The following is a 23263-nucleotide window of genomic DNA, read 5'->3' as shown; positions in this document are numbered from 1 at the left end:
GAGCGATAGCCCGAATCGACACGCTCGACCTCGCGCGCCACCAGGCCATAGGCGACATAGCCCAGCTCGGCGCCGCCATAGGCTTCGGGGATGGTCGAGCCGAGCAGGCCCAGCTCACCCATTTCGCGGAAGATGCCCGGATCGGTCTTTTCCTCGCGGAAGGCCTCGATCACCCGCGGCTGCAGCTTGTCCCGGGCATAGGAGCGGGCGGCATCGCGCACCAGGCGTTCTTCCTCGGTCAGCTGGTCGTCGAGGCGGAAGGCATCCTCCCAGTCGAAGGCGCCGAGATCCGGTGCATCCTTGGCTTTGAGTGTGGTCATGATTGTTTCGTCCCCGTGCCTGGTGCCGGTCGTGCGGCGCTGAAATCCGGTTTTCGTTTCTCGAGGAAGGCGCGATAGCCTTCATTGAAATCCGCGTGATTGAAGGCCCCGGCGAACAGGGCTTTCGTCGCTTCGCTGTCATGGTCCTGCCCGGCGAGCACGCGGGCGATCATCTGCTTGGTGAATTCGGCCGAATGCGGCGACATGTCCAGTAGCTGATCCACATAATCGCCGACCAGGCGTTCGAGCCCGGCAGGCGAGGTCACCCGATTGGCCAGACCGCAATCAAGCGCCTCGGCGGCATCGAGCGTGCGGGCCGAGAACAACATGTCCTTGGCCATCGCGCCGCCGACGCAATCGACCAGGCGTTTGGTGTCATTGAAGGGGTAGAGGAGGCCCATCCTGGCCGGGGTGATGGCGAAGCGGGCACTCTCATCGGCAAAGCGCAGGTCGCAGGCCAGCGCCAGGGCGCAGCCGCCGCCGAAACAGGCTCCGCGAATCATCGCGATGCTCGGATGCGGAAAGGCGGCAAGCGCATCCAGCGCGGTGGCGATCTGGCGCGAATAGTTTTCGCCGCGCTCGGCGGTCGCGTAAAGCTCGGCGAATTCCGAGATGTCAGCCCCCGAGGCAAATGTGTCGCCGGCACCGCGCACGATCAGCACGCGGCAATCGCGCGCGGCGGCTTCGAGCAGGCCGGGCAGAGCGGCCCACATCGACGCTGTGAAGGCATTGCGGGTGTGCGGCCGGTTGAGCACGAGTTCGGCAACCGCGCCGCGGCGCTCGACTGTCAGGCCTGCATCGGAGGGCTGTGTCATCGACGGAAAACATCTCTTTTCGAACAGGCGTGTCGCGGCAAGGTCTTTGTCATGCCGACAAAAGCAGCATAAACCTGCGGCCCTGAGTCATAAAAGCGCCGCGCTGCGTTTTGCGTAGCGATGCCGGGGAGGGCTTTATGAACCAACAGACAATCCTCGTATTGATCACGCTGGTGACCTATAATCTCATTCTGATCGGGGTTGGCGTCTGGGCCAGCAAGCGCAACCGGAATGAGTCCGATTTCTTCGTAGCCAGCCAGGGGTTGGGGGCTTGGGTTGCCGGCCTTTCCTATGCCGCCTCGACCTCGTCGGCCTGGGTGCTGCTCGGCTTTACCGGCTTCGTCTACGCCACCGGATTGTCGGCCCTTTGGATGGTGCCGGGGATCTGGGGCGGCTATGTTGCGGTCTGGCTCTGGTTCGGCAGGCGCCTGCGCGAGGAAACCGCCGAGCGCGGTCATGTCACGCTGACCGATTTTCTCGCCGCGAGGACCTCCGGCCGGATGCGGGTGCTGATCACTGGTCTGGCCTCGCTGCTGATCGTGTTCTGCTTCGTCTTCTACATTGCGGCCCAGTTTGGCGCTGCCGCGGCCGCCTTCGAGACCCAATTCCCCGTCAACCAGACCGAAGCGGTGATGATCGGCGCGGCGGTAATCCTGATCTATTCCCTGCTCGGTGGTTTCTGGGCCGTCAGCGTCACCGACATGCTCCAGGGCTTCATGATGCTCCTGGTCGCGCTAACCCTGCCGGTGGCAGCGCTGATCGCCGCGGGCGGACCGGCGCAGGTTTTCGCGACCCTCGCGGCCGAGGCGCCGCCGGAATATCTCCAGATCACGGGCGGCCGCGCCGGCTTCATGCTGGTTGGTTTCGTGCTCGGCGTCTGGGGTGTCGGTATCGGTGCCCTGGGGCAGCCGCAACTCATGTCACGTCTGATGGCGGTGAAGGATGAGGCGGCGCGCTATCGCGGCTTCGCCATCGCCATCGTCTGGGCCGTGATCATGTTCACCGGCATGACCGTGCTGGCCCTGGCCGGACGTGCCCTGGTCGGCGGCGCGGAGAATGGCGAAAACCTGTTCTATCTGCTCGCCGGCGATCTTCTGCCGCCGATCCTGGCCGGCATCGTGCTCGCCGCCGTGCTTTCAGCGGTGATGTCGACGGTGGACTCCATCCTGCTCGTCGCTGCCGCCGCGATCGCCCATGATATGGGCTTGTCGCGCCGCTTCCCCGGTAGCGAACTGACCGTGTCGCGCATTGTCATGCTGGCCATCGCCCTGGTGGCGATCTGGATGACGCTGGCCCTGCCAAGCACGATTTTCGCCCGCGTGCTGTTCGCCTGGGCGGCGCTGGGCGCAGCCTTCGGGCCGATCATCATCATGCGCGTGATGCGGTTTGAACCCAGCGGGCGCGCCATCCTCGGTGCCATGGCGAGCGGTTTCGCCCTGACGGTCTTCTTCAACGCAATGGGCGCGGTTGATCCAGCCGGGCTGGACGGGGTGATGCGCATTCTCTCGGACCTGGCGCGCCTGCCCGGCGACCCGTTCGAACGGGTCATGCCCTGGGTGCCCGCGCTGCTCATCCTGTGGCTGGGGCGGCAGAGAGGGGGCCTGGCGCAGTGAGGGCGCTGGCGGTGCATGACTGTCTGCGGCCGGGGAAAACCTGCGTCCGACCGTTCGGGCGCAAAGCTTGCCGGGATGAGGGGCGGGGCCTATTATCCGCGAAATGAGCTTACCTATTTTCAGATCCGAACGCGCCAATGCGGCGCGGCGAATTATCGGCCCGGCATCGCATCGCGAGCCGGGTTTACGCCGTTGAACTGATCTGAATGGATGCCGGCCGGCGGTGTCGATATTTGCGAGTGCAGTGCTCATGACCAGCCATCTTCATCTCGTCTGCGGCAAGATTGCTGCGGGCAAATCCACGCTCTGCGCCCGACTTGCCGAGGCGGATGCGACTGTCCTGCTCAGCGAGGACGCCTGGCTATCAAGCCTCTGGCCGGGCGAGATCAATGCGCTGGCAGACTATGCACGGTATACCGCCCGCCTGCGCGCTGTCATGGGCGAGCACATTACCGCCCTGCTGCGGGCCGGCACCAGTGTGGTGCTGGACTTCCCGGCCAATACCCTCGCCACACGCCAATGGATGCGATCCATCATTGATGCCAGCGGCGCCGCACACACCCTGCATTGGCTCGATCTGGATGATGCGACATGCAAGGCCCGCCTGCGGCGGAGAAATGCTGCTGGCGAGCATGCCTACCAGGCCGGTGAGGCCGAATTCGAGCTGTTCAGCCGGCATTTTGTCCCGCCGGCCGCGGCCGAGGGGTTTGTGCTTTTGGTGCATCAGGCAGGCGGAAAGCCGGAGGGGGAAATCCCTGGGCGATAACGGGCCGGGGCCTTGCCCGGGGCCGGATCGGACCGCGATCCACATCGGCCTAGTCGTATGTTTTTTTGTTGGTTTTAAAAATGGCGATGTCTGCATTCCGGCCGGGATATTTTTTCGCGCGGGGGGCCGGGACGGCGCAATCGAGGTTTTTTTCTGCTTGCTGCCAGCGCCTTAAGTGTTAACGTGGCATTACTAGATTTTTATTCAGTAAGGGGGGTTACGTGACCTTAAAATTCAAACTCTTGACCGCTACAATTTGTAGCGGGCTCATGATTGCCGGGGCGTCAGCGCCGGCTTTCGCTCAATCCAACGCGTCTGTCCAGCGCGAGCTGGCCAATGCGCAACAGCGCATCCGCGATCTGGAAAACCAGCTCAACAGCTCGGCTGATTATCCGCCAGCGCTGACCGACGGGCAGTGCTTCGCCCGCGTCCTGGTCCCGATTTCGACCGAGCCCGTGACCGAATCGATTCTGGTTCAGGCCGAGACGACCGAGACGGTCATTATCCCGCCGAGCTATGAGACCGTGACCGAGAACGTGCTGCTGGAAGCGGAACGTATCGAGCTTCGCGTTGTCCCGGCGACCTTCCGGACGGTTTACGACACGGTTGTGGTTGAGCCTGAGCGCGTCGAGCGCCGGATCATTCCTGCCACCTATCGCACGGTTACTGAAACTGTCGTGATTGAACCTGCCCGCACCGAGCGCCGTGTCGTCTCTGCCGGTCGTCGCACGGTGACCGAGACTGTGACCCTGCAGGCTGAACGTATCGAGCAGATCGTCGTACCTGCGGTTTACGAGACCTATACCGAACAGGTTCTGGTCCGTGACGCTTACACTACCTGGCAGCCCTCTGCGCCGCTCTACCAGCGGGCCCGCAACACCGGCGCTGCCGGCGATGCAACCACGGCTGAAGAATATGCACGCCGCAATTTCTCGCGCTCAGAACTGCGTGAGCTGCCGACGGGCGAAATTCTCTGCCGCGTTGAAGTTCCTGCCGAGTACGCGCCCGTGACGCGCCGTCGCCTGGTCCAGGCCGAACGCATCGAGCAACGGGTCATCCCTGCGGTAACCGAACTGGTCGAGCGCAGCGTGCTGGACACCTCTTACAGCGGCACGGCTTCGGCGCCAGGCGGAACGCGCGATGATGCGTATTCCCGTGTGGTTGAAGAAACCATTCCGGCTGTCACCCAGACGGTCACCCGCCAAGTTGTCGATACTCCGGAACAGGTGATCGAAGACGTCATCCCGGCTGTCACCCGCCAGGTTGCGCGCCAGGTCGTCGATGTGCCTGAACAGGTTATCGAAGACGTCATTCCGGCGCGTTATGAGTCGGTACGGGTGCAGCAGGTTGTTGTTCCGGGCCGTACGGAAACCCGGGTTGTCCCGGCCGTTTATGAAACGCGCACTCGCCAGGTCGTCGCCGGCGGCGGCAATCTCGATTGGCGCGAAGTGTTGTGCGAAATCAATGCGACACCGGAAGCGATCCGTCAGATCCAGCGTGCTCTGCGCGATCGCGGTTATGATCCGGGTCCGATTGACGGCATCATCAATGAGCGCACTTTCTCCGCGCTCGAAGATTACCAGCGCGCCAATAATCTGATCGTTGGTCAGATCACCCGCGAGTCCGTGGAACATCTCGGCGTGCCTTACGCACCGCTGACGGTGAACTTCTACTCGCCTGGCGTCGAATAGGCTTCGCCGGGGCCAGCCGTTCAACCGGCTGGCCCCGGTGGCGCAGACCTTTGCATCAACACCGTTTTTGTCTCCCGAGCGGGAAGACAGGAACGGTGTTTTTGTATGAGTATCCGGATGCGGGCCGGCCAGGCCGCCAGCATGCGACACCGAGGCCCTTGACCTGGCGCCCATCCCGTAAGACCAACCACCCATGATCGCTGAACTCGGCCAGGCCGCCCTCATTCTCGCATTCGTTGTCGCGCTCTTGCAGGCCGGACTCGGTTTCGCCGGGGTCGCTGTACGCGATCCTGTGTTCCACCGATTTGCGCGGGCCGGGGCGATGGCGCAGTTTGTCCTGGTCGCGTCGGCCTTTGCCTGTCTGACCGCGCTGTTCGTCGTGTCGGATTTTTCCGTGCTCGTGGTGGCGCAGAACTCGCACACGCTGAAACCCTTCCTCTACAAACTATCCGGCGTCTGGGGCAATCATGAAGGCTCAATGCTGCTCTGGGCACTGATCCTGACGGCTTATACCGGCGCGCTCTCCCTGCTGGCACGCCATGTCGCGCCGCGCCTGATCACGCTGACCTTTTCGGTGCAATCGCTGATTACGGCCGCCTTCCTCGCCTTTCTGATCTTTACCTCCAATCCGTTCGCCCGGCTGTTTCCGGTGCCGCTCGACGGCGCCGATCTCAATCCGCTGCTTCAGGATCCCGGTCTCGCCTCGCATCCGCCCATGCTCTACGCCGGCTATGTCGGCTTCTCGATTACCTTCTCCTTCGCAGTTGCGGCCCTCATCGAGGGGCGGGTCGATGCGCGCTGGGCACGGATCGTGCGTCCCTGGGCACTGACGGCGTGGACTTTCCTGACGATCGGCATCGCGCTGGGTGCCAGCTGGGCCTATTACGAGCTGGGCTGGGGCGGCTGGTGGGCCTGGGACCCGGTCGAGAATGCTTCTCTCATGCCCTGGCTGGCCGGCACGGCCTTCATTCACTCGCTACGGGTGATGGAAAAACGCGACACGCTCAAGGCCTGGACCATCCTGCTGGCCCTGCTCACTTTTTCGCTGTCGCTGGCGGGAACCTTCCTGGTGCGCTCAGGCATCATTACCTCGGTCCACGCCTTTGCCGTAGACCCGGAACGCGGTGTTTTCATTCTCGGCATCCTGATCCTGGTGATCGGTGGCTCGCTGGCGCTTTACGGTCTGCGTGCCGGCCAGCTCAAACCGACGGGCGTGTTTGCCGAGGTGAGCCGCGAGAGCACATTGCTGGTCAATAACCTCTTTCTGGCCGCCGCCTGTGCGCTGGTCTTCTTCGGAACCTTCTACCCGCTCTTCATCACCACGGTGTCTGACGAGACGATCTCGATTGGTGCGCCATTCTACCATGCCACCTTCATCCCGATGATGGCCGTGCTCTTCCTGCTCATCCCCGTCAGCGCCATGCTCGCCTGGAAGCGGGGCCGGCTGGGACCGATTGCGAAGAAGTTGATGCCAGCCTTCATCGCCGCGCTGGCCGCCGGGTTGATCGCGCTCTGGATGGCCGAGCGTGAAGCCGTCGCCGGCGCAATCGGCACGGCACTGGCTGTCTGGGTCGGTCTGGGCGTTCTGCTCGACCTCAAGACCCGGGTGAAACTGTTTGAAATCGACCTCGCCGCCAGCTGGGCGCGGGCCAAGCGCCTGCCGGGCGGGATCTGGGGCATGATGGTGGCACATTTCGGTCTGGCGGTGCTGATCTTCGCCGTTACCGGGGTCAGCGCCTGGAAGGATGAGGCCAGTGCCTTCCTGATGCCGGGCCAGTCGCTGGAACTGGACGGATACTCGATCGAACTGGTCGATGTCGTGCGCAGCGACCGGGAAAACTTCGTCTCCCAGGCCGGTACGCTGGCGGTTTCGAGAACCGGCCGCGAGCTGGGCCATCTGGTTGCCGAGCGGCGCTTCTATCCGGTGCGCGAAATGGCCACGACAGAATCGGCAATTCGCGCGCGCCTCGATGGCGACCTCTATGTCACCATCGGCGAGGGGGTTGAGGGACGTGGCTGGGCCGTTCACGCCTATGTCTATCCGCTCGCGGTCTGGCTTTGGATCGGCGCGGCACTGCTGGCGCTCGGCGGCGTTCTGGCGCTCGGTGATCGCGGCCGCCGAGCACTGACATCGCGCAAGCCCGAGGCGACCGTCGAAGGGGAGGTGTTGTGATGGGGCGCTGGCTCGCCTTCCTGCCCTTGCTCGCCTTCGCGGTGATGGCGCTCTATTTCGGCATGGGGCTACGCGAAAATCCGAACGAGATTCCCTCGCAGCTGATCGATGAGCCGCTGCCGGCATTCGACCTGCCTCCGGTTGCGGGTGCGGCGGCAGGCCTGTCCAATGCCGACCTCGCCGGGCATGTCAGCCTGGTCAATGTGTTTGGGTCCTGGTGTCCGCCCTGCGCGATTGAACACCCGATGCTGATGCAGATCGCGCGCTCGGGCCTTGTGCCGATCTATGGTGTCGACTGGCGCGACACGCCCGAGGCAGGCGCTGCCTGGCTGGAGCGCCATGGCAATCCCTATCGGGCTGTGGGCCTGGATCCGGACAGTCATCTCGCGATCGATCTGGGAATCACCGGTGCGCCGGAGAGCTTCCTGGTCGATGCCAGCGGACGCGTGCGCTATCGCCATGTCGGCATTATTACACAGCAGGACTGGGACGACACCATCCTGCCGCTGATCCGCGAGCTGGAGGCCTCTTGATGCGCGCCCTGATCGCCTGCCTTGCTCTATTGCTCACCCCGGCCGCCTGGGCCGCACCATCGCCCGACGAGGCCTATGCCGATGCGGCGATGGAACGCCGCGCCCGCGGCCTCTACACGCAATTGCGTTGCGTTGTCTGTCAGAGCCAGAGCATTGATGAATCCAACGCCTCGCTGGCGCAGGACATGCGCATCGTCGTGCGCGAGCGCCTCGAGGCAGGGGACAGCGATGCCGAGATCCTTGCCTATATGCAGGCTCGCTATGGTGATTACGTGCTGATGCTACCGCCCTTGCAGGCCAATACGCTGGTCCTGTGGGGGCTGCCCTTCTTCATTCTGCTGGCGGGGGGAGGCTTGGTCATTCTCTATGTCCGGCGCCAGGCGAGGGGGCTTTCCGAGACCTTGACCCCTGAGGAAGAGGCCGAACTCGACGCGCTGATGGATGAGGAGGGCCAGTAATGCTGTGGATCCTGATTGCCGCCATGGCCAGCCTTACGGTCGCCGCCCTGGTCCTGCCATTCATGCGCCGCGATGTGGCGGTGGAAGAGGATGGTTTGGGGGCATTCTCCGGCCAGTTGGAGGAGTTGAAGCGGGATCGCGAACTGGGCCTGATCGATGCCGCCCAGGCGCGCGCTGCCGAGCTTGACATCAAGCGTCGCCGTCTTGCCGCCACCGCGCTTGGCGATCAGGACGGAGGCGGCCAGGCCAATTCGGCCTTGCGGCAGTTGGCGATCATTGTCTGTGGTCTCGGCGGAATCGCGGCGGTGGCGATCTATATGGCGGTCGGCAGCCCGCTACGGGTGGGACCGCCGGAGCCGGAAGTGGCCGAGATTTCGCAGGAAATGCGTGCCGTGCTCGACCAGGTCGATCGTCTGGCAGCGGAAATGGTGGCGAATCCCGACAACGCGCAGGGCTGGGCTGTACTCGGCCAGGCCTATCTCGGACTGGCGCGCTATGAGGACGCCGCCCATGCCTTCGAACAGGCGATTGATATCGTGCCGGATTCGACTTTCCTGTTTGCCTCGCTCGGTCAGGCCTTGTTGTTCGGGGAGGGTGGCCGGATGACTCCGGCAGCGCGGGAGGCCTTCGCCCGGGCGCTCGATATTGACCCGTCCGATGTGCGCTCACGCTTTTTTATGGCTGAAGCGCGATATCAGGCGGGAGAGACCGACGCGGCTCTGGCGGCCTGGCAGTCCCTGCTTGAGGAAACACCCGCCGATGCCGTTTATCGCGGGATGATCGAGGCCCGGCTGGCCAGTCTGGCACCGGGTGTGGGCCAGCCCGAATAGGGCATTCATCAAACGGAGCCGCCATCCAGCCGGTTCAGGCTGCCCGCTCGACTAATCGAGATTGCGTTCGGTGAAATCGGCACCTGGGCGGCCTGCATCATCGCGGACCCAGCTGACAAAGAGCTCGACCTGCCGTCCGGCTTCCAGATGAACCGATTCCGGAATCTGCGTTTTCTGTGCCAGTTCCTCGCGCAGGCTGGCTGGACAAACCGCTGCGACGACGCCGGCGCTCGCCAATACCGCGAACACTAATAGAGCATTTTTCATCAACGCCTCCCCAGCCGTGAATCAATTCAACACGTGCATTACAGAACCTTAATGGTGGCGGCCCGTCCATCCCGACTATCGATAAAGCGTCGATTTTCTCGGGTTTTTGGGGGTGAAAGCCCTGAAATACAGGGATGGGCAGCGCCTGCATCACGCCCGGACATCCATTTGCGATCCGACTCCAGGCAAGCTGGCCCGGCGGCGCTGGTCATAAAACATCGCAATTGCACAAGTGCCGGCTTTGGAAAAGCGAAAGGGTGACGCTATACCGTGGCCGCGAAAGAGGCGCTGTTCGTGCGAATCGCGGCCAGATACCAGATGGATGTTTCATGTCGGCAGAACCACAAAGGGGCGCGGTCCCGGGCAATGCACAGGCTTATCGGACGGTGCTTGACCTGGTTCGCCTGAGTTCTGTCGGCGTTTCTGACCACGAACAGACCATTCTGCAGCTACTCGACCGTGTCAAAACCCATTTCGAACTGCCGCGCGTGGCGGTCTGCCAGATCGGCCCGGATCGGTATTCGGTCGAATATATTCTGGACGATACCGGCCGGTTCAAGGTCGGCGATGCGCCCGACCTTGCCGGAAGCTGGTGCCAGCAGGTTGTCGGGTGTCAGCAGACGCTCATGGCCTCGCGCGACCCCGGCAGCTCGCCTGACGCTTTTCCCGACGTCGCGGCGTGCAATCCACAAGTCTATGCCGGTGCGTGTATTCTCGCCGATACGCGCTTGTACGGGACGTTGAATGTATCCGCCGACGAGGCTGTTGAGAGACATTTCAATGAGGATGATCGCAATGTGCTGGAAACGGCCGCCGCCCTGGTTGGCCATCATCTCTCGCTGCTGAGGGCTGAAGCCCGGTTCGATCTCGCGGTGCGCGGATCCAATGTCGGGCTGTGGGAGTGGAATCTCCAGGATGATTCGGTCTACTGGTCACCGCGCTGTTTTGAGGTGACCGGCCTGGATCCGGCCGACCATACGCCGCGGGTGAGTGACTTTGTCGAACTGCAGCATCCCGATGACCGCGAGGCTCAGCTCAAGGCGATCCGGCAACATTTGACCGACCGTACGCCCTACCGAATCGAGCACCGGATTCGCCATCGGGACGGGCATTATGTCTGGGTGCATTCGCGCGGTCAGGCCGTCTGGAACCGGGCGGGGGAACCGCTGCGCATGGCTGGTTCGATCGAGGACGTTACCGATCGCAAAAAGGTCGAGGAGGCCTGGCTCCGCACCAAGGAACGCCACGAACTGGCGGTGCGCGGAACCGGCGTCGGTGTATGGGACTGGGATGTCCGCAGCGGCGTTGTGTTCTGGTCCGAGCAGCTGAAACGGATCCTGGCGCCGGACGTGCCCGAGCCGGAACTCTCGATCGAAGCCTTCGCCGCGCGGATTCATGACGAGGATCGCGAACGCGTGCTGGCTGCGCTGCAGCGGCACCTGGCCCATGAGGGCGAGTATCGGGCCGAGTACCGCAGCTGTCGTCCTGATGGCAGTTTCATCTGGGTGCACACACGCGGGCAGGCGGTCTGGGACGAGAATGGCGAGCCGGTCCGGATGGCCGGTTCCTGCCACGACATTACCGAGCGCAAGGAATCCGAAATGCGCATGGCGCAGCAGGCCGAGGAATTGTTGCGGACCAATCGCGAGCTGGAGCAATACGCTTCGGTCGCGTCGCACGACCTGCAGGAACCCCTGCGCAAGATCAATAGCTTCGGCGAGCTTCTATTGCGCGATTATTCTGACCGGCTCGACGAGCGTGGCCGCCTTCTCGTCGACCGGATGGTCGACGGCGCGCAGCGCTTGCGGCAGTTGATTCAAGATCTTCTGGGCTATTCGCGATCATCGAATGATGAGATGAAAATCGTTGATGTGGGGCTGGCGGATTTGATCGCCCACGTCTCGAGTGATTTCGAGCTCGCGATTGCCGAGACCGGGGCGGTTGTCAGCTGCGAGAACGATGTGGTCCTGCGCGGCGATGAATTGCTGTTGCGCCAGTTATTCAACAACCTGCTTGGCAATTCATTGAAGTATCGCGGCGATACACCGCCGCATGTGCGCATTGCCGCCACGCGGGCCGAAGGTGGCGCCCATTGGCACATCACTTTCCGCGATAACGGGATCGGCTTTGCCAGCCGTTACGCCGAGCGGGTTTTCGATATGTTCAGGCGTCTGCATCCGCGCGATGCCTATCCTGGCACAGGAATCGGTCTGGCCCTTTGTCAGCGCGTCGTCGAACGTCATGGCGGGCGAATCTGGGTCGAGAGCGAGCCGGGGGCTGGCAGCTGCTTTCATATAGAGCTGCCGCTCTCGCCGGCTGAGGCGCCCGCTGCCCCTCTGCCCGGCCTTGGAACCGGTCAGGATCAGCAAACTAGGGTTTGACCTTTGCAGTGAGATTGTCGACATTTCGTGCGGCCCACCCCATGTTGTCACCATCTTAAATCCAGCAATGAGTTTGACCCTATGAAGCCTAATAGCCCTGCAGTGACGCGATCCATGTCGATCATCCGAACTTGGGGTACGCTCAACTGGGCCAGTGTTTTCTCCGTAATTCTCTATCCGGTTCTGGGGGTTGCCCTGCTGGCGACCATGATTGTCCTCGGCCTCGCGCTCGAAGGGCTGACCCTGCACTGGTGGTATGCACCGCTCGGTCTGGGCGTGATGGCGGCGACGATCTTCCTCTGTAATATGGGCATCGGGCCACTGCACCGGATCTGGCAGCACCGTGCCGGCGAAATCAAATGGCCGGCCCAGGTCATTTTCATGTTCAATTGCATCCTGGCGATGCAGGGATCGCTGAAAGATTGGGTCAATTATCATTCCCAGCATCACCGTTTTGCCGATAATCCCGGCGATCCGCACAATCCGCTTGAGAGCAAGGTCTGGGCCTGGATGGGCTGGATACTGTGGCGCGACAGCGCTGATCTGGAGCGGCCAATGCCGGTGTGGCTGAAGGAAAACAAGGTCGTGCTGTTTGCAGACCGGTTTCACATCTCGCTTTCGCTGGCGATGCATTTCCTGGTTCCCGGGCTGATTTATCTCGCGGTTGCCCTGACGGGCGGTTCGCTGATCCTGGTCGCTCTGCTGCATGCCTGCGTCATCATCGGGCGCGGCATACAATTCCACGCCACGACGCTGGGTGTGAATGTCTTCGGCCATCTCGATACCCCCAAATGGGTCGATTACCTTCTGGCGCTGCTGACCGGCGGCGAAGCCCTGCACGATCACCATCACGAATTTCCGCGCAGCGCGCTGCATTTGCCCAAGCGGGGCATCTGGAACCGCATCGTTGATTATAACGGGACCATGCTGCTGGTTCTGCGCCGGCTCGGGCTGGCCAAAAATCTGGAGATTGCCCCTCAATTCGCCTGACCTCGCGCAGGCGAGGGCAGGCAATGGCGGGGATTTCACGCCTAACGAGTTGACGTGAGCGTAAACGTCACGCCGACAGATAAATCAAGGGGAGAGACATGCCGGACCTGGAAAGATTTCGCGCCGAGACGCGCGCCTGGCTTGAGGCCAATTGCCCGGAGGAAATGCGCCGTCCGATGAAGGGCGAAAATGATGCCGTCTGGGGCGGCCGCAAGCCGGTCTTCGAGCTTGAGGCCCAGAAAACCTGGCTCGATCGTATGGCATCAAAGGGCTGGACGGTTCCGGAATGGCCTGTCGCCTATGGCGGTGGTGGGCTGTCGAAGGCTGAAGCCAAGGTGCTGCGCGAGGAAATGGGTCGCATCAAGGCGCGCTCGCCGCTGATGTCCTTCGGCATCTGGATGCTCGGGCCTGCCTTGCTGAAATACGGCAATGAGGAGCAGAAGCTCGAACACCTTCCCAAGATTGCCCGCGGTGAAATCCGCTGGGCCCAAGGCTATTCCGAGCCGAATGCCGGCTCCGACCTGGCCGCCCTGATGACCAAGTGCGAGGACAAGGGTGATCACTATCTGGTCAATGGCCAGAAGATCTGGACCTCCTATGCCGATCAGGCCGACTGGATTTTCGTCCTGGTGCGCACCGATTTTGCCGCCAAGAAGCATGAAGGCATCAGCTTCATTCTCGTCGACATGGATCAGCCCGGCGTCACTACCAAGCCGATCAAGCTGATCTCGGGCAAATCCCCCTTCTGCGAGACCTTCTTTGATGATGCCCGCGCCGAGAAGAAAAACCTCGTCGGCGAGCTCAACAAGGGCTGGACCATCGCCAAATACCTGCTCACCCATGAGCGCGAAATGATTGGCGGCACCGGCGCCGGATCCGGAGCCATGCGGCCGATGGGCGATGTCGCCATCCAGCAGGTCGGCCTCAATGAACACGGCCAGCTGGCCGATCCGGTTTTGCGCACCGATGTCGCACGCGCCGAGATTGATGGTCTCGCCTTCCTGTCGACGCTGGAACGCGTCACCGAAGAGGCCAAGTCCGGCCAGGGTGTTGGCTCCAATTCCTCGATGCTGAAATATTACGGCACCGAGCTCAACAAGCGCCGCCTCGAACTGATGATGGACGGTTCCGGCCATGACGGGCTGGAATGGGACGGCGATGGCGATGTGGCGCGGCACTGGTTGCGCACCAAGGCCAATTCCATCGAGGGCGGAACCTCCGAGGTTCAGCTCAACATCATCTCGAAACGCATTCTCGACCTGCCGAGCGCCTGAGGGGGAGACACATCATGGCAATGCTGCTGAACGAAGAACAAGGCATGCTCAAGGATGCCGCCCAAGGCTATCTCAAGACCTCGGCGCCGATCGCGCAATTGCGCAAGCTGCGCGATAGCGAAAGCGCTGACGGTTTCGATCGCAAGACCTGGAAAGACATGGCCGAAATGGGCTGGGCCAGCGTGCTGGTGCCCGAAGAGCATGGCGGTGTCGCCATGGGCCATGTCGCCGCCGGTGTCATCGCCGAGGAAATGGGCCGCACCCTGACGGCTTCGCCTTTCCTGTCGACCGCAATCCTGGGTGCCACGGCGCTCACGCGCTTTGGCAGCGAGGCCCAGAAGGGTGAGTATCTGCCGCGCCTGGCCGCTGGTGATTTTCTGACGGCGCTGGCTGTCGACGAGACCCACAAGCATAGCCCGTCCAATGTGACCACCACGGCGCAGCGCTCCGGCAATGGCTTCAAGCTCGACGGCCGCAAATCCTTCGTCGCCGACGGCCATGTCGCCGACATGCTGATCGTCTCGGCCCGCACCGCCGGTGCCGAGGGCGAGGCCGATGGCATCACGCTCTTCCTGGTGCCGCGCGATGCGACCGGCGTCTCGGTCGAGCGTGCCTCGATGATCGACAGCCGCAATTCGGCAGCGATCACGCTGGAAGGCGTGGAAGTCACTGCCGATGCCGTGCTCGGCGAGGTCGATGGCGGCTATACGGCCCTGGAAGCGGTGCTCGATGCCGGCCGTGCCGGCCTGGCGGCGGAAATGTCCGGTTCGGCCCAGGAATGCCTGGGCCAGACGCTGGGCTATCTGCGCGAGCGCAAACAGTTCGGCGAGATCATCGGTACCTATCAGGCGCTGCAGCACCGCGCTGCGCATCTCTATACCGAGATCGAACTGGGCAAATCCATCGTGCTCAAGGCCCTGCAGACGCTCGACATGGCGCCCGATCACGCCGCGATGATGGTCTCGGCCGCGAAGTCGAAACTGGGGCAGGTGGCCCAGCTGGCGGCCCGCGAGGCGATCCAGATGCATGGCGGTATCGGCATGACCGATGAATACGATATCGGCTTCTTCATCAAGCGCGTGCGCGTCGCCGAAGCGCTCTATGGTGATGCCAATTACCACACCGACAAGTTCGCGCGTCTGCGCAAATACTAGGTCGATCAGGTCGGGGAGGGCCGCAATGGATTACTCAGGAAAAGTGGTCGCGATTACGGGCGGTGCCCGCGGGATTGGCCTGGCCATGGCCAGGGCGTTTCACGGACGCGGTGCGAAGATCGCGCTGGCCGATCTGGACGGCGCCGAACAGGCGGCCGCCGAATTTGGCGGCTATGGCGCCCGCGTCGATGTCACCCGGGAGGCCGATATCGCTGCCTTCCTGATCCAGACCGAGGAACGGCTCGGGCCGGTTGACATCTATGTCTCCAATGCCGGCATCCTGCGCACGGACGAGCCCAGCTGGGATGCAGCCGGAGCGGACGACAAAGCCTGGCATGACTCGTTTGAGGTCAATGTGATGGGGGCCGTGCGCGGTGCGCGTCAGGTCTGGCCGCGAATGAAACCGCGCGGTGGCGGCATTTTCGTTCTGGTCGCCTCGGCGGCCGGCCTGCTGGCCCAGATCGGGGCCTCCTCCTACAGCGCCAGCAAGCATGCGGCCGTCGCCTTTGCCGAAAGCCTGGCCGTCGCCCACGGCGATGAAGGCCTGCAGGTCGTCTGCGTCTGTCCACAGGCGGTGCGCACCGATATGCTTGGCGGCAGCGAGGATGGCGGCATTGCCGGGGCCGACGGTATTGTCGAGCCTTCAGCGGTTGCCGAGGCCATGCTGGCGGCGATCGAGAACAAGCATTTCCTGGCCTTGCCGCACCCGAAAGTCGCCGAATACGAAGCCCTGCGGGCGACTCAGCGCGATCGCTGGCTCGGCGGGATGCGAAAATTTCGCCGAATGATGGTTAGCGAACGCGGCCGACCTGTTTAGGCTCGCAACAGACGCGTGCAGCACAACAACACGATATTCACGGGAGAAGTGAGATGGATTTAGGGATTTCCGAGCGGGTCAAGCCGCTGATCGAGCAGGTTCGGGCCATGGTGCGCGACGAGATCCTGCCGCTCGAGGACGAGTATCACGCCGAGGTCGGCAAGGCCGCCGGCGGGGACCGTTTTGCCTTCACTGATCGCCAGGTCGAAATTCGCGAGACCCTGAAAGCAAAGGCCCGCGAGCGCGGCCTGTGGAATTTCTGGCTCACCGGCTCTGATCGTGGCTATGGCCTCTCGACGCTGGAATATGCCTATCTTGCCGAGGAAATGGGCTGGTCCTTCCTGGCGCCGGAGATCTTCAACTGCTCCGCGCCCGATACCGGCAATATGGAGGTGATCGAGCGTTACGGTTCCACGGCGCAAAAACAGCGCTGGCTCAGCGATCTGCTCGAGGGCAAGAAGCGTTCCGCCTATCTGATGACCGAGCCGGATGTCGCTTCGTCGGATGCCACCAATATTGCCTTCTCGGCGGTTCTTGAGGGTGATGAGTGGGTCCTCAATGGCGAGAAATACTGGGCCTCGGGTGCTGGTGATCCGCGCTGCGCCGTCTATGTGCTGATGGCGCGCACCGAGGGTGAAGAGGCCGGACGTCATGGCCGCCACTCGCAATTCCTCGTCGACGCCGCCACCCCGGGGATCGAGCTCCTGCGCCCGATGACCGTCTTCGGTCATGACGATGCGCCGCACGGCCATATGCATATCCGCTTCACCAATGTGCGCGTTCCCAAGGACACGATTATTCTCGGCCGCGGCAAGGGTTTTGAAATCTCCCAGGGCCGGCTTGGACCCGGTCGCATTCATCACTGCATGCGCGCCATCGGTCAGTCTGAACGGGCGATGGAATTGATGTGCCGCCGCTCGGTCTCGCGCACCGCATTCGGCCAGAAACTCGCCCGGCTCGGCGCCAATAAGGACATCATCGCCGAACGCCGCATGGCGATCGAGCAGGCCCGTCTGCTCTGCCTCAAGGCCGCCTGGATGATGGATCAGGGCGATCCGCGCGCGGCGGCGCCCTACATCTCCCAGATCAAGGTCATCGCCCCGCGCGTGGCGCTGGAAACGGTCGATGAGGCGATGCAGATGCATGGCGGTACCGGCGTCTCCCAGGACACGCCGCTGGCCGGCATGTGGGTTGCGCTGCGCACCCTGCGCTTCGCCGATGGTCCTGATGCCGTTCATCGCATGGTGATCGCCCGCCAGGAGCTCAAGCGCTACGTCAACGAAGCATTGGAGGGCTGAATGAAGGATCGTAAACCGGGCCCGTCACGGGAGCAGGTCGACAAGGTTATCGAGTTCATTGTCGCCAATGAACCGATGTTCGCGGTCGGCGAGATCGAGAATTTTGGCGTCAAGCAACGCGGTTATGTCAATGCGCCGCCGGATCTGCGCTTTCTGATGGCCGCCGCGATGGAGCACAAGGATAAGACCGCCGTCGTATTCGAGGATCAGCGCTGGACCTATGGCGAGCTGATCGGCAAGTCGATCGCGGTCGCCAACGGGCTGATTGAACGCCATGGCGTCACACCGGGCACGCGGGTCGTGCTGGCGATGCGCAATTGTCCGGAATGGATGGCGTGTTTCCTCGGCATTATTGCGGCTGGCGGTGTTGTCGTGCCGATGAATGGCTGGTGGACCAGTGAAGAGATCGGCTACGGCCTGCGCGATTGCGGCGCCAAGCTGATCATCGCCGGCTCGCGCCAGGCCGAGCGCATGTTGCCGCACCTCAAACCCCTGGGTCTGACCCTGATCGGCATTCGCGAGGGCGTTGAGGGCTGTACAGACAGTTTCGATAATCTTGTTGCAGCCGGAGCCGGCAAGCCGGCGCCCGCGCTGGTGATCGATCCGGACGCGGATTTTGCGATCTTCTACACGTCCGGTTCGACCGGGGCACCCAAGGGCGCAGTCCTCACGCACCGCGGTGCGGTGACCGCGATCATGTCCTACGCGCTGATCGGCGCCGGGATGAAACATGCCAATGGCGGCGAGGAATTCTTCGGTGAGACGCCGGGCGTTCTGGTTGCGGTTCCGCTTTTCCATTGCACCGGCTCACACGCCGTCTTCATGACCTCGCTCCTGTCGGGCCGCAAAATGGTGCTGATGCGCAAATGGGATGCCGGCGACGCCGTCGACCTGATCGAGCGCGAGCAATTGACCAATATGGTCGGCGTGCCGACCATGTCGCACGAGGTGACGCTGGAAGCCGAACGTCGCGGCACCAAGCTGGACAGTCTTATGGATATGGGTTCGGGCGGTGCCAAACGGCCGGCTGCCCATGTCGAACGGCTCGCCAAGGTCTTCCCGCAAGCCTGGTCAAGCTCGGGTTATGGTCTGACCGAGACGAATGCCCTGGGCGCGTACAATAATATGGCCGACTACCAAGCCAAGCCGAATTCCTGCGGCCGCGCCGTTCCTGCCGTCACCGAAATCAAGATCGTGCGCGAGGATGGCTCGACAGCCCCGACCGGCGAGGCTGGTGAGGTCTGGATCAAGTCGCCTTGCCTGTTCAAGGGGTATCTCAACCAGCCGGAAGCCACGGCAGCCGTGCTGACCGAGGATCGCTGGTTCAAGACCGGCGATGTCGGCGTGCTTGATGAGGATGGTTTCCTGTCGATCGTGGACCGGCTCAAGGACATGGTGATCCGCGGCGGCGAGAATATTTCCTGCCTGGAAGTGGAAGGCGCCCTGGCAGCGCATCCCGACATTGTCGAGGCGGCCGTTATCGGTATTCCCGATGAGCGGCTCGGCGAGCGCGTGGGTGCGGCGATCCTGCTGCGCGAGGGGGCCGTTCTGCACAATGACGAGATTGATGAATTCCTCAAACCGCATCTGGCGGCCTTCAAGCGCCCGGCGCATTACTGGCGGCTCGACGCGCCCCTGCCGCGCGGCGGCACGGGCAAGGTGGACAAGCCTGGTCTGAGAAAACAACTTCTGACCGATGGAGACATAGACTGATGGCCAGCACGAAACCCGCCGATCTTGCCAGCCAGATCGGCAAGGAAATCGGTCTGTCCGACTGGATCAGACTCGACCAGTCCCGCATCGACCAGTTCGCCGATGTCACCGAGGATCATCAATTCATCCATCTCGACGCAGAGCGCGCCGCGAAGGAAACCCCGTTCGGCGGCACGATTGCCCATGGCTTCCTCTCGCTCTCCATGCTGTCGCGCATGGCAATGGACATTGCCTTCACGCTCGAGGGCATGGCGATGGGGATTAATTACGGCTTCGACAAGGTACGTTTCCTGACGCCGGTGCGCTCCGGCAAGAATATCCGCGGCCGCTTCGTGCTCGAGGACGCTGTCGAGAAAAGCCCCGGCCAGTGGATGCTGCGCTTCGGCATCACGGTAGAAATCGAGGGCGAGGACAGGCCGGCCCTGATTGCTCAATGGCTGACGATGCAGGTCGTCGCCTGAAGCCCATTTTCGGAGACATGATATGAGTGAAATTCGTTTTGATGGCCGCGTCGCGATCGTGACCGGTGGCGGCAATGGCCTGGGCCGGTCCCACGCACTGGCGCTGGCCTCACGCGGGGCCAGGCTGGTCGTCAATGATATGGGCGGATCGGTCGACGGGGTCGGATCCGGTTCGGCGGCCGAGGATGTTGCAGCGGAAATCCGTGCCGCCGGCGGCGAAGCGATCTCGCACACCGCCAATGTCACCAAGGAAGACGAGGTCGCCGACATGGTGGCCGAGGCGATGAAGGCCTTCGGCCAAGTCGATATCCTGGTCAATAATGCCGGCATCCTGCGCGACAAGAGTTTCGCCAAGATGGACATGGCCGACTTCAACGCCGTCACCTCGGTGCACCTGACCGGTTCGGCGATCTGTACCAAGGCCCTGTGGGACCACATGCGCGAGCGCCAGTATGGCCGCATCGTCATGACATCGTCCTCCTCGGGCATTTACGGCAATTTCGGCCAGGCCAATTACGGCGCCGCCAAGATGGGCCTGGTGGGCTTCATGAATGTGCTGCACCTGGAAGGCGCCAAATACGGCATCCGCGTCAATGCGCTTTCGCCAACCGCGGCGACACGCATGACCGAGGGCCTGATCCCGGAAGAGGCGCTCAAGCTGATGACGGTCGAAAGCGTGTCCGCCGGTCTGGTCTATCTGGTCAGCGAGGATTCCCCTTCGCGTCTGGTGCTGTGCGCCGGAGCGGGTGGTTATGCCGCAACGCGCGTCTATGAAACCGACGGCATCTATCTGGCGCCGGAACAACAGACCCCGGAACATGTCGCCGCCAATATCGATGCGATTATCGATCCGGCCGGCCAGCAAATGTTTGAGCAGGGCGGTCAGCAGACGATGAAATTTCTCGCCAAGGCTGCCGCTCATTTCGGCGTGAAGCTGGGCTGACCCGTGCATTTATTCGACCAGTCCACGGCTCTGAAGCGGACGTCCGGCGATGCGCCGGAGGTCCGCTTCGAGGGTATGGCGAGCGCGCATTTCAAGAATATGATCGGCCCCTATGGCGGCTGGAGCGCGGCGGTCCTGGCCAAGGGATTGATCGAGGCGGCCGGTGAGGAGATGGAACTGGTCTCGATCACCACCGATTTTCTCGCCGGCGCCCGCGAAGGTCCGGTGACGCTTGATGTGGGTTGCGACCGGGGCGGCAAGAATACGCAATTCTGGAATGCCTCGCTGACGGCCAAGGGCGATAAGGGGCCGTCGAACAAGGCGATGGGCATTCTCTCGCGCCGCCGCGAGACCATTGCCTGGACCGAGGGCTCGCGCCCCGATGCGCCGCCGCCGGAGGATTGCGACCGCGCCAACCTGCCCATGGCCTGGTCGCGCACCGTCGAGATGCGCCCGACGCAAAGCCCGCCCTTCGGCAAGGGCATTGACCGCACTGATAACCTGGCCTGGATCCGGCTCGACCCGGCCCGACCGCTCGATGCGGTCGCCCTGGTGGCGCTGGCCGATACGCCGACGCCGCGCCTTTTCTTTGTGACCGGCGAGTTCGGCATGGTCGCGACGGTCTCGATGACTGTCTATCTCCATGCCAGCCCCGAGGATTATGCCGCTGTCGGCACCGATTATATGCTTATCGAAACCCATGCCGCCCGCGGCGGCCGCGGTTTCTACGACCAACATGCGCGGATCTGGAGCCGCGACGGGCGCCTGCTGGCCACGACCCAGCAAATCGTCTGGTATAAAACAACCAATGAGGAGTGAGACCCATGCGTGAAGCTGTCATCGTATCCACGGCGCGTACACCGATCGGCAAGGCCTATCGCGGCGCCTTCAATGCCACCTCCGGCCCGACCCTGGGCGGTCACGCCATCGGCGAAGCGGTCAAACGCTCCGGCGTCGATCCCAGCGAGATTGACGATGTTGTCATGGGCTGCGCCATGCAGATGGGCACGACGGGCCGCAATATCGCCCGCAACAGCCTGATCCGCGCCGGCCTGCCCGACAGCGTCGCCGGCATGTCGATGGACCGTCAGTGCGCCTCGGGCATGATGGCCATCGCCACGGCCGCCAAGCAGATCATCACCGATGGCATGACTGTCACCGTCGGCGGCGGGCTGGAGAGCATCTCCCTGGTCCAGACCGACAAGATGACCAAGAACTGGGATGTCGATGCCTGGATCATGGCCAACAAGCCCGACCTCTACATGTCGATGCTGGAAACCGCCGAAGTCGTTGCCGATCGCTATGGCATCAGCCGCGAGGCCCAGGACGAATACGCGGCCCAGTCGCAGGCTCGCACCCATGCCGCCCAGCAGGCCGGCCGTTTCGATGCCGAGATCGTGCCGCTGCCCACGGTCATGAAATTCATGAACAAGGAAACCGGCGAGGTCCAGGACATCGACGTCACGCTGGAAAAGGATGAGGGCAATCGCCCCGGCACCTCGGCGGAAATGCTTTCCGGGCTGAAGCCGGTCTTCGCCAATGGCCTGCGCATCAAGGAAGGCAAATACATCACGGCCGGCAATGCCTCCCAGCTCTCTGACGGCGCCTCGGCCGCAGTGATGATGGAAGCGAAGGACGCCGAGCGTCGCGGTATCGAGCCCCTGGGGATTTATCGCGGCATGGCCGTGGCCGGCACCAATCCGGACGAGATGGGTATCGGCCCGGTGTTCGCGATTCCCAAACTCCTCAAGGCCAATGGCCTCAAGATGGATGATATCGGCCTGTGGGAGCTCAATGAGGCTTTCGCCGTCCAGGTCCTCTATTGCCGTGACAAGCTGGGCATTCCCGACGAACTTCTCAATGTCGATGGCGGCGCGATCTCGATCGGCCACCCCTATGGCATGTCCGGCGCCCGCATGGTTGGTCACGCCCTGATCGAGGGCAAGCGCCGCGGCGCCAAATATGTCGTCTGCACCATGTGTGTCGGCGGCGGCATGGGCGCAGCCGGCCTGTTCGAGGTGGCATGATGCGCGCGCTCTATTGCCGGGAATTCGGCCCGGAAGCCAATATGAAGGTCGAGGAGATCGACACGCCATTGCTGCCCGCAGCGCATGTGCTGATCGACGTCAAGGCGGGCGGGCTCAACTTCCCCGACCTGCTGTGCGTGCGCGGCGAATACCAGTTCAAACCGCCTTTGCCTTTCGTGCCGGGCGGTGAGGGCGCGGGTATCGTCACCGCGCTGGGCGAAGGGGTCACCAATGTCGCTGTTGGTGACCGGGTCTGTTTCAACGGCCTGACCGGCGCCTTCGCCGAGCAGGTCGCGGCGCCCGCCGGTGCGGTCATCAAGATCCCCGACAGCATGTCCTTCGAGGAAGGCGCCGGGCTGACGGTGGTCTATGCGACCTCCTATTACGCCCTGAAACAACGCGCCAGACTCCAGCCGGGCGAGACCCTGCTGGTGCTCGGTGCGGCCGGCGGTGTCGGTCTGGCCACGGTCGAACTTGGCAAGGCGATGGGCGCGAAGGTCATCGCCTGCGCCTCCAGCGACGAGAAGCTCGCCGCCGCCAAGGCGCATGGCGCCGATGAGGGCATCAACTATACCAGCGATGATCTGCGCGCCCGCATCAAGGAAATCACCGGCGGCAAGGGCGTCGACGTGATCTATGACCCGGTCGGTGGCGATTTCGCCGAGACCGCCTTCCGCTCCATCGCCTGGGAAGGCCGTCACCTGGTGATCGGCTTTGCCGCCGGTCCTATCCCGAAACT

At 62.9% G+C, this 23263-nt stretch carries 22 protein-coding genes; 19 read left to right on the top strand and 3 right to left on the bottom strand.

Annotated features, from left to right (window positions below):
• Nucleotides 1-320: acyl-CoA dehydrogenase family protein (locus AAC023_RS08055; protein ID WP_339739962.1), on the bottom strand; the 320-nt coding region annotated here is incomplete at its 3' end.
• Nucleotides 317-1135 carry an enoyl-CoA hydratase-related protein gene (locus tag AAC023_RS08050; protein WP_339739960.1) on the bottom strand — a complete coding sequence of 273 codons (819 nt, stop codon included), beginning with the start codon at nt 1133-1135 and terminating at the stop codon, nt 317-319. The genes AAC023_RS08050 and AAC023_RS08055, both read right to left, overlap by 4 nt.
• Before the next feature lie 137 nt (nt 1136-1272).
• Here AAC023_RS08050 and AAC023_RS08045 point away from each other — a divergent pair, with 137 nt between their 5' ends.
• The 7 genes from AAC023_RS08045 (at nt 1273) to ccmI (ending at nt 9199) form a co-directional block, all read left to right on the top strand.
• A complete protein-coding gene (locus AAC023_RS08045; RefSeq protein ID WP_339739958.1) occupies nt 1273-2748 on the top strand; it encodes a sodium/proline symporter in 1476 nt (491 codons plus the stop codon).
• Nucleotides 2749-2998: 250 nt separating this feature from the next.
• Nucleotides 2999-3514, top strand: a complete 516-nt coding sequence (locus AAC023_RS08040) for an ATP-binding protein (RefSeq protein ID WP_339739956.1) — start codon at nt 2999-3001, stop codon at nt 3512-3514.
• 269 nt (nt 3515-3783) lie between these two features.
• Nucleotides 3784-5205: a peptidoglycan-binding domain-containing protein gene (locus AAC023_RS08035; RefSeq protein ID WP_339739954.1), complete on the top strand. Its 1422-nt coding sequence runs from the start codon at nt 3784-3786 to the stop codon at nt 5203-5205.
• A 193-nt stretch (nt 5206-5398) separates the two neighbouring features.
• Nucleotides 5399-7378, top strand: coding sequence for a heme lyase CcmF/NrfE family subunit (locus AAC023_RS08030; RefSeq protein WP_339739952.1), 1980 nt, complete (start codon nt 5399-5401; stop codon nt 7376-7378).
• Entirely contained in the window at nt 7378-7911 is a 534-nt protein-coding gene (locus tag AAC023_RS08025; protein ID WP_339739950.1) for a DsbE family thiol:disulfide interchange protein, read from the top strand. Before AAC023_RS08030 ends, AAC023_RS08025 begins: the two co-directional genes overlap by 1 nt.
• The gene (locus AAC023_RS08020) at nt 7911-8369 is read left to right on the top strand and encodes a cytochrome c-type biogenesis protein (protein WP_339739948.1); all 459 of its coding nucleotides are present in this window, start codon (nt 7911-7913) and stop codon (nt 8367-8369) included. Before AAC023_RS08025 ends, AAC023_RS08020 begins: the two co-directional genes overlap by 1 nt.
• Entirely contained in the window at nt 8369-9199 is an 831-nt protein-coding gene (gene ccmI / locus AAC023_RS08015) for a c-type cytochrome biogenesis protein CcmI (RefSeq protein ID WP_339739946.1), read from the top strand. Before AAC023_RS08020 ends, ccmI begins: the two co-directional genes overlap by 1 nt.
• A gap of 51 nt (nt 9200-9250) precedes the next feature.
• Here ccmI and AAC023_RS08010 read toward each other — a convergent pair whose 3' ends face one another.
• Nucleotides 9251-9466 (bottom strand): hypothetical protein, encoded by a 216-nt coding sequence (locus AAC023_RS08010; RefSeq protein ID WP_339739944.1) that lies wholly within the window; start codon nt 9464-9466, stop codon nt 9251-9253.
• A gap of 329 nt (nt 9467-9795) precedes the next feature.
• Here AAC023_RS08010 and AAC023_RS08005 point away from each other — a divergent pair, with 329 nt between their 5' ends.
• From AAC023_RS08005 to AAC023_RS07950, 12 genes are all read left to right on the top strand, one after another.
• Entirely contained in the window at nt 9796-11847 is a 2052-nt protein-coding gene (locus AAC023_RS08005; RefSeq protein ID WP_339739942.1) for a PAS domain-containing protein, read from the top strand.
• A 114-nt stretch (nt 11848-11961) separates the two neighbouring features.
• A complete protein-coding gene (locus tag AAC023_RS08000) occupies nt 11962-12837 on the top strand; it encodes an acyl-CoA desaturase (protein ID WP_339739940.1) in 876 nt (291 codons plus the stop codon).
• Nucleotides 12838-12935: 98 nt separating this feature from the next.
• Nucleotides 12936-14111 carry an acyl-CoA dehydrogenase family protein gene (locus AAC023_RS07995; protein ID WP_339739938.1) on the top strand — a complete coding sequence of 392 codons (1176 nt, stop codon included), beginning with the start codon at nt 12936-12938 and terminating at the stop codon, nt 14109-14111.
• Between the two features lie 14 nt (nt 14112-14125).
• A complete protein-coding gene (locus tag AAC023_RS07990; protein ID WP_339739936.1) occupies nt 14126-15265 on the top strand; it encodes an acyl-CoA dehydrogenase family protein in 1140 nt (379 codons plus the stop codon).
• Nucleotides 15266-15290: 25 nt separating this feature from the next.
• Nucleotides 15291-16082: an SDR family NAD(P)-dependent oxidoreductase gene (locus tag AAC023_RS07985; RefSeq protein WP_339739934.1), complete on the top strand. Its 792-nt coding sequence runs from the start codon at nt 15291-15293 to the stop codon at nt 16080-16082.
• A 53-nt stretch (nt 16083-16135) separates the two neighbouring features.
• On the top strand, nt 16136-17380 hold the full coding sequence (locus AAC023_RS07980) for an acyl-CoA dehydrogenase family protein (protein ID WP_339739932.1): 1245 nt from the start codon (nt 16136-16138) through the stop codon (nt 17378-17380).
• Nucleotides 17381-19093, top strand: coding sequence for a class I adenylate-forming enzyme family protein (locus tag AAC023_RS07975; protein ID WP_339739930.1), 1713 nt, complete (start codon nt 17381-17383; stop codon nt 19091-19093).
• Nucleotides 19093-19554: a MaoC family dehydratase gene (locus AAC023_RS07970; protein WP_339739928.1), complete on the top strand. Its 462-nt coding sequence runs from the start codon at nt 19093-19095 to the stop codon at nt 19552-19554. Before AAC023_RS07975 ends, AAC023_RS07970 begins: the two co-directional genes overlap by 1 nt.
• A 22-nt stretch (nt 19555-19576) precedes the next feature.
• A complete protein-coding gene (locus AAC023_RS07965; protein ID WP_339739926.1) occupies nt 19577-20497 on the top strand; it encodes an SDR family NAD(P)-dependent oxidoreductase in 921 nt (306 codons plus the stop codon).
• 3 nt (nt 20498-20500) lie between these two features.
• Nucleotides 20501-21316 carry a thioesterase family protein gene (locus tag AAC023_RS07960; protein WP_339739924.1) on the top strand — a complete coding sequence of 272 codons (816 nt, stop codon included), beginning with the start codon at nt 20501-20503 and terminating at the stop codon, nt 21314-21316.
• Between the two features lie 5 nt (nt 21317-21321).
• The gene (locus AAC023_RS07955; RefSeq protein ID WP_339739922.1) at nt 21322-22524 is read left to right on the top strand and encodes an acetyl-CoA C-acyltransferase; all 1203 of its coding nucleotides are present in this window, start codon (nt 21322-21324) and stop codon (nt 22522-22524) included.
• Nucleotides 22521-23263: NADPH:quinone oxidoreductase family protein (locus AAC023_RS07950; RefSeq protein ID WP_339739920.1), on the top strand; the 743-nt coding region annotated here is incomplete at its 3' end. The genes AAC023_RS07955 and AAC023_RS07950, both read left to right, overlap by 4 nt.

The organism is uncultured Maricaulis sp. (genome assembly GCF_963976135.1).
Classification (GTDB): Bacteria; Pseudomonadota; Alphaproteobacteria; order Caulobacterales; family Maricaulaceae; genus Maricaulis.
The sequence above is the reverse complement of the archived record's forward strand: the minus strand, read 5'-3'. Positions and strand labels throughout refer to the sequence as shown.